Below are 13,949 nucleotides of genomic sequence, written 5' to 3' on the forward strand. Positions count from 1 at the left end.
GCTGGGTCACTCTCATCGATTGCTGCGTAGCTGCCGTTTTGGACGCTGAAAACGGCATCTACGGAGCAATCGATGGGTGTGGGGTGTCAGTTCAGCTGGAAGACTGCCTTGGGGCTGGCCCGTGAGCCCAGCTTCGCGGTGAAGATGTAGTACGCCCCGCCGCCGCCTGGAGCCGCGGCCACGGCCTTGCAGCCGTCGGCGCTGCGGTTCCGGCTCCACGGGAAGTTCGCGGTTTCGCTGGCACCGGGCGCAATGACCTTCACCAGGTCCTCGCTGGACGCCTGGCAGTCCTTGGAGGAGAAGATCCGGTCCGAGCCGCTGGTCACCAGGAATTCCATCTGCGAGGTTCCAATGTTGACCTCACAAGGGACCTTGCCGCCGTTGGTTACCTTCAGGGTGAGCATGGGGTTTTCCCCGGGGCCGTAGGCGGGCTTGTCCGTGGAAGCCGTGACCGTGACCCGGTTCTGGTCGCAGGTTGGGGTTGCGGAGGCCGTGGGCGACGGCGTGGCGGAAGCAGTTGCCGCAGCGGCGGCAGAAGAGGTGGCCGAGGCGGCCGGGGTCGCTGAAGCAGGGTCGGTGGAAGAAGGCTGGGTGGAGGAGGCCTGCTGCGAACCGCCCCTGAAGGCACCGGCGAGCGCGAAACCGCTGACCACCAGGATCACCAGCAACAGGGCACCGCCAACAACAAGCCGGCGGCGGCGGTACACAGCGGCGCTCGGCTTCCGGACGCTGCTGGAACCCGACGTGCCGCGTGCTGATGAATTGCCTTGCCTGCCCATCCTTCTAGGCTAGGGAACGCCTCCGGTTCTGCCCCGCCACCACGCCGCCGCGGCTCCATTGCTCTGGTCACACCCGGTTTGCAGCCCGCCCGAACCCATCCACTACAGTGTTGGCATCGACACTCAAACCTCTCCCAGCACGGACACGCCGGTGTCCCCCGCAGAGCTGGACCTGCTCCACCGGCGGATCAACGGCTGGTTCGCCGGCATTGCCCGGGACCTGCCGTGGCGCAAGCCCGACTGCTCCCCCTGGGGTGTGCTGGTCAGCGAAATCATGCTCCAGCAGACCCCTGTGGTCCGGGTGCTGCCGGTCTGGCACGAGTGGCTGAAGCGCTGGCCCACGCCCGCGGGGCTGGCAGGCGAACCGGCGGGTGAGGCCGTCCGTTCCTGGGGCCGGTTGGGCTACCCGCGGCGGGCTCTTCGGCTGCACGCCGCGGCCACCGCCATTGTGCAGGAGCACGGCGGCAAGGTCCCTGACACCTACCCGGAGCTGCTGGCCCTTCCCGGGGTGGGGAGTTACACGGCCGCTGCCGTGGCGGCTTTCGCCTATGGCCGCCGCGAAACGGTGGTGGACACCAACATCCGCAGGGTGCACGCCCGGCTGATCTCCGGGACAGCACTTCCGGCTCCGGCCCTGACCGCGGCGGAGATGCGCCTGGCCGCCGCCCTGCTGCCGGACGACGACGGTACATCCGTGCGCTGGAACGCCGCGGTCATGGAACTTGGGGCTCTGGTGTGCACGGCCCGGGCACCCAAGTGCGCCGATTGCCCGGTAAAAGACTCCTGTGCGTGGCTCGCGGCAGGCGAGCCCCCGCCGTCGTACGTTCCCAAGGGCCAGGCGTGGCACGGCACTGACCGCCAGGTCCGCGGCGCCGTGCTGGCCGTGCTCCGCCTGGCTGATGCACCGGTGCCCCCGGACATGTTCCACCGCGAACCCGCCGATCTGGGCTTTGAGCCGGAGGGGATCGGCGTGCCCCTGGCCGCGCTGCACCGGCTTAGCTCCGCCCCGGAGCAACTGGAACGGGCAATGGCAGGGCTGCTGGCTGACGGGCTGGCGGAGATGCACGACGGCGGCTACCGGCTGCCGGCCTGACGCGCCGCCGGCGCGGGCCGGGATGGCATACTTCTTGGTGACCGGAACCGGGGGAAGCCGTGAAAATCATTCTGTACATCGTGTGGGTGCTGTTTGTTGCCGCCGCGATATTCTCGCTGGTCTATACGGCCCGCAGGACCAGGCGCCAGGGACAGCAGATGGCGGCCTGGCCCAAAGCCCGGGCAACTGTCACCGGCAGCACCACCGGATGGACCAGCGGTGCGGGCGGTTCCAGCCGGAACCTGCGCTACTTCCCCACCTATCAGTTCACCGATCCGCAGGGCACCCTCTTCATGGGCAAGTCAGAGATCTCAGGGGTGGAGCAGCCGGCGCCGGGCTCGCTGATCGAGGTGGCCTACAACCCGGCCAATCCCAATGAATCGCTGCAGGTCTCTTCAGAGCCGCGTACGGTAATGGGCTGCCTGATCGCGTTTTTCGCGGTTTTTGCGGTTGTTTCGTTCTGGTTTATCGGCGTTTTCCCAATGGGTTAGGGCGGCAGGCATAACAATGCCGCCACCAATTGGATCGGGCTCAACTGCTGTGCCTCCACCGGACGTAGCCTGAAGGCATGCGGAGGCCCGCGCTGCTCCTGGTGTTGATGACGACGATGTCGCTCGTCCCCGCCTGCCAGCCGGCCGGCAGCGCCTGTCCGGCCATCGCCCAGGCGACCGCCGTCGCCGTAACTGTCACCGCGGGCTATTCGCCGCGGGTGGCGAGCCTGCACCTCCGGGCCTGCCAGGACGGCACCTGCAAGGAGGCCGACGTCGAACTCCGCCCCGGCACCTCCACCATTGACCAGGGCTGCATCGAAGGCGGGGCATGTTCGGCTACAGCCTCTCCTGACGGCACCAAGGTGGCCACCCTGATGTTGGACACCCTGACCGAATCACCCATGACGGTCACGGCTTCGGGTACGGCCCCGGACCGGACCGCCCTGCAGGTCCGCGCGCTGGAGTTCCAGCCGAAGGTGCTTTATCCGTTCGGGAAGCAGTGCGGGAAGGTCCTGTCGGCAGCAGTCCTGCTGGACGATGCCGGGCTGCACCTACAGCCGGCGTCCCCGTGAGCGCCGGGGAAAGCAGCCGCTAGAACAGCGCGGGCTGGGTAAACGTGTCGCCCTCGGAAGTGCCGGGCGCGGGACCGCCGCCCACGGGTTCTGCAGTCCAATTGAAGCCGAGTTCGGCGAGCAGTTCCTCCACCGAGATCTGGCCGTCCAGCACTTCGATTTCCTGGGAGTTGTCTGTGAGCGGCCGTTCCATGCCATCGAGCTTATGGCCAGGAATGGCCGGGGCGCTTATGGCTCGCCGAAGCCGGCTTCCACCAGGCCGCCCACGTATTCGACAGCCCGTTCCGCATCCGCGCCCCATGCTTCCACGTGCAGCACTGCGCCTTTGCCGGCGCCCAGGGTCATCAACCCGGTCATGGAGGCGCCATCCACTCCGTTGATGGTGACTTCGGCATCGAGGGAGGCGAGTCCCCCTGCCACTTTCGCGGCGGGCCGGGCGTGCATGCCTGCCTGGTTCACCAGTTCGAAGTCCCCAGTGCAGTCGGGTGGGGCGCTGGTGACGGGCTCCAGCTCCTCCTCCCCGGAAGACGCTGGCTCCGCCTGTTGCACAATGCGTCCTGCTGCTTCGGCGGCCTTCCGGACCGCCTGCACGTCAGCTCCGCCCTGGGCCGCGACGGCAGCTGCCACCAGGCCTTCCACCAGCGGGGCGTCGGCAAGCAGCACGCCGGCCGGATCCTCCAGGAATTCAAGGGCTGATTCCGCGGTCATTACGGCCGATCCCAGGTCCGTAATGACCACGGTGCCATCAGCCACCGCGCCGTCCCCGCTCCCCTGTTCACTGCCCCTTTCCAGAGCGGCGAGGACCTTCTCCAGGCTGGTACCGATCCTGCCGTCGTCGGTGCCGCCGGCGGGGATGATCTTCACGTCCGGCGCCATTTGGGCGGCAAGTTCCACGGCGCCGTCGGCAATCTTTTCGCTGTGGGACACCACCACGATGCTGACGGTCACGCAGCCGCCCCAACCGCCGCGCGCAGGATCAGCGCGCTGGACACTGCTCCCGGGTCCCGGTGGCCTGCACTGCGTTCGCCAAGATAGCTGGCGCGGCCTTTCCGCGCCACCATCGGGTCGGTGGCCACCGCCCCTGCCTCGGCAGCCTCAGCTGCGGCCACCAGGACACTGAGAACGTCCGTACTGCCGCCGTCGGCTGCCGCACGGGCAGCATCAACTGCCGGGGTCCACGCATCCACCATGGTCTTGTCCCCGGACTCCGCCTTGCCGCGCGCCACGATCCCGTCCCGGGCCGCCTCCAACGCGCCGGCCCACGCAGCCGGATCGATCTCAGCGGAATCGCCCAGCGCGGTGGCGGCGCGAAGGAACGCGGTCCCGTAGAGGGGGCCGGCAGCGCCGCCCACCTTGGACATCAGGGTCATGGCGGTCATCTTCAACGCCGCGCCCGGCGTCTCAGGGGTGGATTCGCCGAGCTTGACAAGGACCGCCTGGAAGCCGCGGTCCATGTTCTCGCCGTGGTCCGAGTCCCCGATGGCGCGGTCCAGCTCGATAAGTTCAACCCGGTGTTCGGCCATGGCCTGCGCACACAGGGTCAGCCACTTTACGGCCCAGTTGGCATCCAGCACCACGGCTACACGCCCCAGCGCAGCGCGGGGGTATGCACGGGGGCGTCCCAGAGTTCCGTGAGCTCGTCGTCGAGCCGGAGGACCGAGATGGAACAGCCCTGCATCTCCAGCGCGGTGATGTAGTTGCCCACGAGCGACCGTTCCACTGTGGCCCCGGCATCGCCCAGTACCTGCACGGCCCGCCGGTACACGATGTAGAGCTCGCTCAGCGGCGTGCCGCCCATGCCGTTGACGAAAAGCAGCACCTTGTCGCCGGAGCTGATCTTCAGGTCGGCAAGGACGGGTTCCAGCAGGCGGTTGGTGATGCTGTCCGCATTTTCCATGGGGATCCGGTGCCTGCCGGGTTCGCCGTGGATGCCAATACCGATCTCGATCTCATCCTCGGCGAGATCGAAACTTGGCGTGCCTGCGTGCGGCACCGTGCAGGCTGACAGCGCAACACCCATGGTCCTGACGTTGGCGTTGACCCGTTCGCCGATGGCGGCCACGGCATCGAGGCTGTCACCACGCTCGGCAGCGGCACCGGCGATCTTCTCCACCAGCACGGTGCCGCCCACGCCGCGGCGGCCTGCGGTGTACAGCGAGTCCTCCACCGCCACGTCGTCATTGACCAGCACGGTGCGGACGCTGACGCCTTCAGCCTCAGCCAGTTCGGCCGCCGTCTCGAAGTTCAGGACGTCGCCGGTGTAGTTCTTGACGATATGTACGACGCCGGCGCCGGAGTTCACTGCCAGGGTGGCGGGAAGGATCTGGTCCGGCGTTGGTGAGGTGAACACCGCCCCCGGCACCGCGGCGTCGAGCATTCCCTGCCCAACATAACCGGCATGCAGCGGCTCGTGTCCGCTTCCGCCGCCGGAAACCAGCCCCACCTTGCCTGCCACGGGCGCGTCCTTGCGCGTGACGTAGATGGGGTCTTCGCTGATGGTGACCAGGCCGGCGTGTGCCAGGCCAAAGCCCTGGACAGCTTCCTGGACAACGGATTTTGGATCGTTGATGAGTTTCTTCATGGCGTTGCTCCTGGCTGTGCTCCTGAAGGATGTGTCTCGTACCCTACTACCGGCATTGCGGCTGGCGGTAGATTCGTTCTTCCCGGAATTTCGGACCCCGATGCCGGGCAGTTGATTCCGGATGCAGCAAAGGGACAGCCCCCAATGACTGTCCCTTTCCTGAGGCCCCCACATACCGGCCTTCAAAAGTTTATCCATCAAATCGAGTAAAACCAAGAGGGCTTCGCGGAGTGCAGTCTCCAATCCCGTCAGAGGGTGCGGATCATCCGGGTGTTACCCAAGGTATTCGGCTTGACGCGGGCCAGGTCCAGGAACTCCGCCACGCCTTCGTCGTGGGAGCGGAGGAGCTCCGAGTAGACCTCCGGATCCACAGCTGACTGGTCCGCCATCACCTCGAAGCCGTGGCGCTTGAAGAAGTCCACCTCGAAGGTGAGGCAGAAGACCCGGGCCACCCCCAGCGCCCGGGCCTCCTCCAGCAGGCTTTCCACCAGGACGTGCCCCACCCCTCTGCCGCGCCACTCCCCCGAAGCCGCCAAGGTGCGGATTTCGGCCAGGTCCTCCCACATGACGTGCAGTGCTCCACAGCCGATCATTTCGCCGTCGCTGGACTCGGCAATACGGAACTCCTGGAGGCTCTCGTAATACGCCACCGTCTCCTTCGCCATCAAAATGCGCTCCTCGGCCAGGGGCGCCACCAGCCTCTTGATGGCAGGGACGTCGCTGGTGCGTGCTGGGCGGATGTGGAAGGAGTTGGTCACAAAGCCATCCTACGAGGCGTGACGGCTGCTAATGGTTGCGGATGGGCTGGGGCGTTCGGGTACCGGCGCCATTTGTGTAGGCGCCGTCAAAGCGAGGAACGAGCAGGCGCGGGCAAATACCTCGGCCGACGGCGCGAAGCCCGCGAACTTACAGGCCTAGTTCGCCCGGCAGTTCGGTGTCCTGGCCCAGGACGTTCTTTGCCAGGAACCACTCCACCACCTGGTACCAGACCTTGGCGTGCTGTGGCTGGAGGACCCAGTGGTTCTCGTCCGGGAAGTACAGGAACCGGTGCGGCGTCTGTCCGTCCTGGTCCGCCGAGAGCCGGGACTTGGACAGCAGTTCGTACCAGAGCCGCAGGCCTTCGCCGATGGGCACCCTGTAGTCCTTGTCGCCATGGATTACCAGCATGGGGGTGCTGATGTTCTCCGCATGGAGGTGGGGCGAGTTCTCCAGCGCCATCTCCTCCGTCATCTCCTTCAGCCAGTACTGCGAGGCGTCGGTGGTGGGCCCGAACTGGTCCAGGGCCCAGAGGCTGGCATGGGTAACCACTGCCTTGAACCGGTCCGTATTGCCGGCCACCCAGTTGGCCATGTAGCCGCCGAAGGAGCCGCCCATCGCCGCAGTCCGGGTCTCATCAATGTCGGGGCGTTCCACCGCCGCATCGGTCACGGCCATGAGGTCCGTAAAGGGCGCCTTCCCCCACGACCCCCAACCGCGCTGGATGTACGACTGCCCGTAGCCTGTGGAGAGCGCGGGGTCCGGCAACAGCACTGCGTACCCTTTCGCAGTGAGGAGCCAGGGGTTCCAGCGCCACGTCCAGGCGTTCCAGGACCCAAGCGGACCGCCATGGATCCACAGGAGCAGCGGCGCCGGATGGTCCGCTGAGGCACCGTCGGGGAGGGCAAGGTAGGCGGGCACGCGCCAGCCGTCCACGGCGGTGGCGGCAACGCGTTCCAACCGGCCGGGGAAGGACGGACGATCAGCCGGGGCAGGCAGGCGGGTGGTTTCGCCCGTGGCCAGGTCGATCCGCACGGCCTCCGGAGGGAACCCGTACGAACTGCGCAGGGCATAGGCGGTGCGCCCCTCCGGCGAAACCACGACGTCGGAGTAGGCCGCAGCGTCCTGCGTCACCCGGGTGACGCCAACCTCAGCGGCAGCCGCCGGAACGCTGACCCGGAAAACCGGCGATGCGCCGTCGTCGTCCGCTGTGACCAGGATGGCGGAGCCGTCCGGAAGCCAGGCTGCGGGCCTGGGCCAGCGGTCCCAGTCGTGGGCAAGGGGCTGCAGCCCGGCGTCCTCGGCGGTCCCGCCGGAGACGTCCAGCAGGTTCATCCTGACCTCAGGGGCCTGCTGCGGGGTGGAGTCGCTCTCGCTGACCACCACGAGCGTACGCCCGTCGGGGCTGACGGGACCCGGGAAGAAGCTCATGCCTTCCTGGTCCAGCAGCACCTTGAGGCCCCCGGATGCCACATCCACTGCCACCAGGATTGACCGGCTGTCCGCCTTGGCAAGGGGCTTGGTGTAGCTGCTGTAGACGGTCTTCCCGTCGGGGCTGGCCACAGTCGCGGCCTCCCTGAGCCGCGGGCCGGCGTCGGGCGTCAGGTTGCGCAGGACCAAAGGGGCAGTCGCGTCAACTGTTGTTGGCCTGCCGGGTCCCTTGTCCTCCCCCGCTTCAACCGCGAAGATCCGCGGCTGGCCGGGCCCGAGGTCGGCGTCCCAGTACCGGACCGGATATTCGCTGTGCAGGATGGCCGAGACCTTCTTGTCCTTGCGGGACTTGCGCCGTTCGGCGTCATCCTCCTCATCCGCCGACCCAGCCAGGACCTCCGCGGTCAGGAACGCCGCATCAGCATCACTGGCCGTCATCACCCTGCCCGCACCACCCGGCCGGCTGAGGACTACCCGCGCCTCACCGCCGTCGGCCGGAAGGAGCCACAGCGCGCTGACCGGTTCTTCGTCAGGGCTGTCCGGATCGGGCCGGGCAGACGTGAAGTAGACGTCGCCGTTGGCTGCGAAGGCGGCGCCGGCCTCGCCCTTGGCGCTGCGGGTGATCCGCCGGGCGTGCTTCTGCCCGGCCGGGTCCAGCTCCCACAGGGCACTGGCGAATTCGGTGCCCTTGCCGTTCAAGGTACTCACCGTGGTCACCAGCCGCGAACCGTCGGGGCTCAGGGCCAGCCCGCTTACCCGGGGGATGGACAGGTAGTGGTCGAGGTCATGGAAAGGGGTCAAAGGTTGCTCATCCGGGATCGCCGGATTCTGATTAGCCATGCCCCGATTCAACACGGCTTGTGCTCCCCGTCACAAACTGGGGGGGCCGACACGCTGATGGGTTGACTGGGGTTGGCTGGGGCGCGCCGCCACCGGCGCCATTTGCCGCTTGCTGCTCGTTCCTCGCTTTGACGCAAGCTACACAAATGACCCCGGCGGCCGCGCTTCGCCTGAAGTCCACCAGTGCACGAGGTGGCGGACATCAGGGATTTACGTAGGCGGCGTCAAAGCGAGGAACGAGCAGGCGCCGGGAAATCTCTGATGGCCGTCACCGGACCCAACCACGGTGTCGTTAAAGAGCCAAAGCCCCGCCGCTCCTTTGCGGAGTGGCGGGGCTTTGGCTGTGGAGACTAGACGCTCGGGGCGATCTCCGGGATGCGCGGCTTGGCGTTGCCTGCGAAGGTGAACTTCGCGTCGTCGCCTTCGCCTTCGACATCCACTACGACGATGTCGCCGGGGTGGATCTCGCCGAAGAGGATCTTCTCGGACAGCTGGTCCTCGATCTCCCGCTGGATGGTGCGGCGCAGCGGCCGGGCACCCATGGCGGGATCGTAGCCGCGGGTTGCCAGAAGCACCTTGGCGGCCTTGGTGAGCTCGATGCCCATGTCCTTGTCCTTGAGCCGCTTCTCGAGGCGGGTCACGAACAGGTCCACGATCTCGATGATCTCGTCCTGGGTGAGCTGCGGGAACACCACGACGTCGTCAACACGGTTCAGGAACTCGGGGCGGAAGTGCTGCTTGAGTTCCTCCGTGACACGGGCACGCATGCGGTTGTAGCCGGTCTGCGTGTCGGTGCCGGACTGGAAGCCGGTGGCGACGCTCTTGGAGATGTCCCGGGTACCCAGGTTGGTGGTCATGATGATCACGGTGTTCTTGAAGTCCACCACGCGGCCCTGGGAGTCGGTCAGGCGGCCGTCTTCCAGGATCTGCAGCAGCGAGTTGAAGAGGTCCGCGTGGGCCTTTTCCACTTCGTCGAACAGCACCACGGAGAACGGACGGCGGCGGACCTTCTCGGTCAGCTGGCCACCCTCTTCGTAGCCCACGTAGCCCGGAGGGGCACCGAAGAGCCGCGAAACGGTGTGCTTCTCGGAGTACTCGGACATGTCCAGGGTGATGAGGGCGTCCTCTTCGCCGAACAGGAACTCCGCGAGGGCCTTGGCCAACTCGGTCTTTCCGACGCCGGTGGGGCCGGCGAAGATGAACGAGCCACCGGGACGCTTGGGGTCCTTGAGCCCTGCACGGGTGCGGCGGATGGCCTGGGACAGTGCCTTGATGGCCTCGTCCTGGCCGACGACGCGCTTGTGCAGTTCGTCTTCCATCTTGAGCAGGCGCGAGGACTCTTCCTCGGTCAGCTTGAAGACGGGGATGCCGGTGGAGTTGGCCAGCACCTCGGCGATGAGATCCTCATCCACCTCGGAGATGTCGTCCATGCCGCCGGACTTCCAGTGGCGTTCCTTCTCCGACCGCTCGGAGATCATCTTCTGCTCCTTGTCGCGGAGCGCGGCAGCGCCTTCGAAGTCCTGCGCGTCGATGGCGGATTCCTTCTCCATCTTCAGCTTGGCGATGCGCTCGTCCATGGCCTTGAGCTCCGGCGGAGCGGTCATGCGGCGGATGCGCAACCGGGCGCCGGCCTCGTCGATCAGGTCGATCGCCTTGTCCGGCAGGAAGCGGTCCGAGATGTAGCGTTCGGCCAGGCTGGCAGCGGAGGCCAGGGCGCCATCGGTGATGGTGACGCGGTGGTGTGCCTCGTACCGGTCGCGCAGGCCCTTGAGGATCTCAATGGCGTGTGCCACGGAGGGTTCCTTGACCTGGATCGGCTGGAAGCGGCGCTCCAGGGCGGCATCCTTCTCGATGTGCTTGCGGTACTCGTCCAGCGTGGTGGCGCCAATGGTCTGCAGCTCACCGCGGGCAAGCATGGGCTTCAGGATCGAGGCCGCATCGATGGCGCCTTCGGCGGCGCCCGCACCCACCAGGGTGTGGATCTCGTCGATGAACAGGATGATGTCGCCGCGGGTGCGAATCTCCTTGAGGACCTTCTTCAGGCGCTCCTCGAAGTCACCGCGGTAGCGGGAGCCTGCCACCAGGGAACCGAGGTCCAGGGTGTACAGCTGCTTGTCACGGATGGTCTCCGGGACATCACCGCGCACGATCGCCTGGGCAAGGCCTTCGACGACGGCAGTCTTGCCGACGCCCGGCTCGCCGATGAGGACCGGGTTGTTCTTGGTGCGGCGGGAAAGGACCTGCATGACGCGTTCCATTTCCTGCTCGCGGCCGATGACCGGGTCCAGCTTGTTCTCGCGCGCAGCCTGGGTCAGGTTACGGCCGAACTGGTCCAGGACCACGGAACCGGCGGGTGCGCCTTCTGGCTGTCCGCCGCCGACGCCTGCGCCGGTGGTTTCCTTGCCCTGGTACCCGGAGAGGAGCTGGATGACCTGCTGGCGGACCCGGTTGAGGTCGGCGCCGAGCTTGACCAGAACCTGGGCAGCGACACCTTCACCTTCCCGGATCAGGCCGAGCAGGATGTGCTCCGTGCCGATGTAATTGTGGCCCAGCTGGAGGGCTTCGCGCAGCGAGAGCTCCAGTACCTTCTTGGCACGGGGGGTGAAGGGGATGTGACCGGAGGGAGCCTGCTGGCCCTGCCCAATGATCTCCTGCACCTGCTCGCGAACGCCGTCGAGCGAAATGCTCAAGGACTCAAGAGCTTTGGCGGCAACGCCCTCACCCTCATGGATCAAACCCAAGAGGATGTGTTCGGTACCGATGTAATTGTGGTTCAGCATGCGTGCCTCTTCTTGGGCAAGCACAACTACGCGACGGGCACGGTCCGTAAATCGCTCAAACATTTCGCCACACTCCTAGCTACGACGTACTTTGATGCTACGTGGCCCGTCCGGTGATGTGGAGCATGTTCGCCACAGGGGAAACCCGGCCGCTTGCGGGAATAGGCGCAGCAGTGAGCTGCAGCGCTACAGAACGGGCCCCAAGGGCAGGGGAAGCTGACACAGCAAACCGGTTCCGGCCGTGCCGCGGGGTCCTCAGACCCATAGGCCCACCAAATAGACCGGCCATCCAGCGGACCGGCCGCCCCCCCCCCGGAATTGGGCCAATTGAGCGGACCCTGCCCGTAGCAGCATTATCGGAAAATTGAAAAACCCCGCCCCGCCGTGCGGCGGTAAGCGGGGTTTCGGTGGAGCTAAAGGCGGTGCTAGGAATTTGCCTTTTGGTAGGCTTCCTGGATTTCGGCCTGAATTCGGCCGCGGCTGTTAACCGTGTAGCCGTTATCCCGTGCCCATTGCCGGATTTGTGCTGAGTCGTGGCTGCGTCCCCCGGTTGGCGCCTTGGTCCGCTGCGCGCGGCCCCCGGACGCCTTGCGCGCGGCGTTGATGAACCTCTCTAATGAAGACCGAAGTTCAGCGGCATTGCCTGCCGACAGGTCAATCTCGTAGTTGACCCCGTCGAGGCCAAACTTCACATTCTCGTCAGCGGATCCCCCATCCAGATCATCAACGAGGATGATGTTTACTTTCTGTGCCATTAAAGGTCTTCCTCTTGGGTTTTCAGAAAAGCAGGATGTTTCCCAAAAAAATTATGACTCTTATCTTGGCAACGCGTCAAAGCGCCTAATGGTTCCTTGGGGATAAACCCCGAAAGTTGGGGGTTTTATCTATTCGGACTCGGAACCCGGCCGGTCCGTCGGGTGAACGGCGGAATCGGCTTCGGCCTGGGCGCGGGCCTCCGCCTGCCGCTCAGCCTTATCGGCGTTAAAGATCGCCTTCATGGCGAACCAGAACAGCAGGCCCACCACCAGGGAGGGAAGGAGAACTGCTACGTATTCCATGATCAGTGCCCTTCGGGCTTCAGCAGGGGGAACAGGATGGTTTCCCGGATACCGGCGCCGGTGAAGAGCATCACCAGGCGGTCGATGCCCAGGCCGATGCCGCCCATGGGCGGAGCACCGTATTCAAGGGCGCGCAGGAAGTCCTCGTCAAGCTGCATGGCCTCGACGTCACCGGCAGCTGCGTGCATGGACTGTTCCGTGAGCCGCTCGCGCTGGATGACGGGGTCGATCAGCTCGGAGAAGGCGGTGCCGCGCTCCATGCCGCCGATGATCAGGTCCCAGGCCTCGATCAGCCGGCCGTCCTCGCGGTGCGGGCGGGCCAGCGGCTGCGCGGACGGCGGGTAGTCGTACACGAAGGTGGGGTTCAGCAGGGTGGGCTCCACGATTTCGCCAAAAAGCTCCACCACCAGTTTTTCGGCGTCCCACTTGGGATCCACCTTGACGTCGTGCTTTGCCGCAATCTCCCGAAGCACCTCAACGGAAGTGTCCGGCGTGATCTCCTGCCCAACGGCGTCGGACAGTCCGGGGTAGACGGGCAACCAGGCCCACTCGCCGTCGAGGTTGATTTCCCCGGCGTCGGTCTGCAGGACGCGGCCGGCACCCACGGCGTCGGCGGCGTCGAGGATGATCTCCTTGATCCGCTGCGCCATGATGAACTGGTCCGCCCAGGCCTCGTAGCACTCGAGGGTGGTGAATTCGGGGCTGTGGGTGGAGTCGACGCCTTCGTTGCGGAAAACGCGGCCCATGTCGTAGACGCGGTCGATCCCGCCCACCACTGCCCGCTTGAGGTACAGCTCGGTGGCGATGCGCAGGGTCATCCTCTGGTCGAAGGCGTTCATGTGGGTCTCGAACGGCCGCGCCAGCGCGCCGCCGTGGACCAGCTGCAGGATGGGCGTTTCCACTTCCACGTAGCGGTGCCGGAACAGCGTTTCGCGGATGGACCGGGTAATGGCGGCGCGGGTGTAGACCATCTCGCGGGCCTCGTCGCGGACCATCAGGTCCACGTAGCGCTGGCGGACGCGGGTTTCCTCGTTCAGGTCGGCGTGCAGCACCGGCAGCGGGCGCAGCGCCTTGGACGCCATGGACCAGGAGTCGGCCATGATGGACAGCTCGCCGCGGCGGGAGGAGATGACCTCGCCCTTGATGAACACGTGGTCGCCCAGGTCAACCAGGGCCTTCCAGTCGGCGAGCGCTTCCTCGCCGATGTTGGCCAGGCTCAGCATCGCCTGCAGACGCGTTCCCTTGCCGTCTGTTCCGCCTTCCTGCAGCGTTGCGAAGCACAGCTTGCCGGTGTTGCGGACGAAGACCACACGGCCCGTGACGCCCACGACGTCGCCGGTGGTGTCGTCCGCTTCAAGGTGGGCGTACTTTTCCCGGATCTCGGCAAGCGAGTGCGTGCGCTCCACACCCACGGGGTACGCCTCCGTGCCGCGCTCAAGGAGTTTGGCGCGCTTTTCCATGCGGATCCGCATTTGCTCACTGGCATCGACGGGCTCTGGGGCATTCTTGGGCGCGGGGGTGTTTTGGGAAGTCACAATCATCAAGTTTACCGGGCGTTGCCAGGCCGG

14 protein-coding genes are annotated in these 13,949 nt (G+C 66.1%); 3 read left to right on the top strand and 11 right to left on the bottom strand.

The genetic code is table 11. From position 1 onward, the window contains the following. Positions 1 to 86: 86 nt before the first annotated feature. Entirely contained in the window at positions 87 to 779 is a 693-nt protein-coding gene (locus QF031_RS18955; protein ID WP_307431798.1) for a hypothetical protein, read from the bottom strand. A 151-nt stretch (positions 780 to 930) separates the two neighbouring features. Here QF031_RS18955 and QF031_RS18960 point away from each other — a divergent pair, with 151 nt between their 5' ends. The 3 genes from QF031_RS18960 to QF031_RS18970 all read left to right on the top strand — a co-directional run bounded on the left by QF031_RS18960 (position 931) and on the right by QF031_RS18970 (position 2,935). After that, on the top strand, positions 931 to 1,872 hold the full coding sequence (locus tag QF031_RS18960) for an A/G-specific adenine glycosylase (protein ID WP_370874539.1): 942 nt from the start codon (positions 931 to 933) through the stop codon (positions 1,870 to 1,872). A 59-nt stretch (positions 1,873 to 1,931) separates the two neighbouring features. Next, on the top strand, positions 1,932 to 2,363 hold the full coding sequence (locus QF031_RS18965) for a DUF3592 domain-containing protein (RefSeq protein WP_307431801.1): 432 nt from the start codon (positions 1,932 to 1,934) through the stop codon (positions 2,361 to 2,363). A 77-nt stretch (positions 2,364 to 2,440) separates the two neighbouring features. Then, positions 2,441 to 2,935, top strand: a complete 495-nt coding sequence (locus tag QF031_RS18970) for a hypothetical protein (protein ID WP_307431803.1) — start codon at positions 2,441 to 2,443, stop codon at positions 2,933 to 2,935. A gap of 19 nt (positions 2,936 to 2,954) precedes the next feature. Here the strand turns inward: QF031_RS18970 and QF031_RS18975 are convergent, their stop codons facing one another. The 10 genes from QF031_RS18975 to lysS all read right to left on the bottom strand — a co-directional run bounded on the left by QF031_RS18975 (position 2,955) and on the right by lysS (position 13,922). Continuing rightward, positions 2,955 to 3,128 carry a hypothetical protein gene (locus QF031_RS18975; protein WP_307431805.1) on the bottom strand — a complete coding sequence of 58 codons (174 nt, stop codon included), beginning with the start codon at positions 3,126 to 3,128 and terminating at the stop codon, positions 2,955 to 2,957. 35 nt (positions 3,129 to 3,163) lie between these two features. Then, positions 3,164 to 3,883, bottom strand: coding sequence for a dihydroxyacetone kinase phosphoryl donor subunit DhaM (gene dhaM / locus QF031_RS18980; RefSeq protein WP_307431807.1), 720 nt, complete (start codon positions 3,881 to 3,883; stop codon positions 3,164 to 3,166). Continuing rightward, positions 3,880 to 4,512, bottom strand: coding sequence for a dihydroxyacetone kinase subunit DhaL (dhaL, locus tag QF031_RS18985; RefSeq protein ID WP_307431809.1), 633 nt, complete (start codon positions 4,510 to 4,512; stop codon positions 3,880 to 3,882). The genes dhaM and dhaL overlap by 4 nt, the downstream gene beginning before the upstream one ends. Before the next feature lie 2 nt (positions 4,513 to 4,514). Continuing rightward, positions 4,515 to 5,516 carry a dihydroxyacetone kinase subunit DhaK gene (gene dhaK / locus QF031_RS18990; RefSeq protein WP_307431811.1) on the bottom strand — a complete coding sequence of 334 codons (1,002 nt, stop codon included), beginning with the start codon at positions 5,514 to 5,516 and terminating at the stop codon, positions 4,515 to 4,517. 248 nt (positions 5,517 to 5,764) lie between these two features. Continuing rightward, entirely contained in the window at positions 5,765 to 6,274 is a 510-nt protein-coding gene (locus QF031_RS18995) for an amino-acid N-acetyltransferase (protein WP_307431814.1), read from the bottom strand. Between the two features lie 148 nt (positions 6,275 to 6,422). Then, positions 6,423 to 8,543 carry a S9 family peptidase gene (locus QF031_RS19000; protein WP_307431815.1) on the bottom strand — a complete coding sequence of 707 codons (2,121 nt, stop codon included), beginning with the start codon at positions 8,541 to 8,543 and terminating at the stop codon, positions 6,423 to 6,425. Between the two features lie 350 nt (positions 8,544 to 8,893). After that, positions 8,894 to 11,386, bottom strand: a complete 2,493-nt coding sequence (locus QF031_RS19005; RefSeq protein ID WP_307431817.1) for an ATP-dependent Clp protease ATP-binding subunit — start codon at positions 11,384 to 11,386, stop codon at positions 8,894 to 8,896. A gap of 362 nt (positions 11,387 to 11,748) precedes the next feature. Further along, positions 11,749 to 12,078: a histone-like nucleoid-structuring protein Lsr2 gene (locus QF031_RS19010; RefSeq protein ID WP_307431820.1), complete on the bottom strand. Its 330-nt coding sequence runs from the start codon at positions 12,076 to 12,078 to the stop codon at positions 11,749 to 11,751. Between the two features lie 129 nt (positions 12,079 to 12,207). Next, complete coding sequence (locus QF031_RS19015) at positions 12,208 to 12,381, bottom strand: hypothetical protein (protein WP_307431821.1); 174 nt, start codon at positions 12,379 to 12,381, stop codon at positions 12,208 to 12,210. A gap of 2 nt (positions 12,382 to 12,383) precedes the next feature. Continuing rightward, entirely contained in the window at positions 12,384 to 13,922 is a 1,539-nt protein-coding gene (lysS, locus tag QF031_RS19020; RefSeq protein ID WP_307431823.1) for a lysine--tRNA ligase, read from the bottom strand. Between the last annotated feature and the right edge of the window lie 27 nt (positions 13,923 to 13,949).

The sequence above is a fragment of the Pseudarthrobacter defluvii genome, from assembly GCF_030816725.1.
In the GTDB taxonomy this organism is placed as follows: domain Bacteria; phylum Actinomycetota; class Actinomycetes; order Actinomycetales; family Micrococcaceae; genus Arthrobacter; species Arthrobacter defluvii_A.

Bases quoted from the DNA above. Each gene is read 5' to 3' on its own strand.
- QF031_RS18955 (WP_307431798.1), bottom strand. From the start codon at position 779: ATGGGCAGGCAAGGCAATTCATCAGCACGCGGCACGTCGGGTTCCAGC.
- QF031_RS18970 (WP_307431803.1), top strand. From the start codon at position 2,441: ATGCGGAGGCCCGCGCTGCTCCTGGTGTTGATGACGACGATGTCGCTC.
- QF031_RS18975 (WP_307431805.1), bottom strand. From the start codon at position 3,128: ATGGAACGGCCGCTCACAGACAACTCCCAGGAAATCGAAGTGCTGGAC.
- dhaK (WP_307431811.1), bottom strand. From the start codon at position 5,516: ATGAAGAAACTCATCAACGATCCAAAATCCGTTGTCCAGGAAGCTGTC.
- QF031_RS19000 (WP_307431815.1), bottom strand. From the start codon at position 8,543: ATGGCTAATCAGAATCCGGCGATCCCGGATGAGCAACCTTTGACCCCT.
- QF031_RS19005 (WP_307431817.1), bottom strand. From the start codon at position 11,386: ATGTTTGAGCGATTTACGGACCGTGCCCGTCGCGTAGTTGTGCTTGCC.
- QF031_RS19010 (WP_307431820.1), bottom strand. From the start codon at position 12,078: ATGGCACAGAAAGTAAACATCATCCTCGTTGATGATCTGGATGGGGGA.
- QF031_RS19015 (WP_307431821.1), bottom strand. From the start codon at position 12,381: ATGGAATACGTAGCAGTTCTCCTTCCCTCCCTGGTGGTGGGCCTGCTG.
- lysS (WP_307431823.1), bottom strand. From the start codon at position 13,922: ATGATTGTGACTTCCCAAAACACCCCCGCGCCCAAGAATGCCCCAGAG.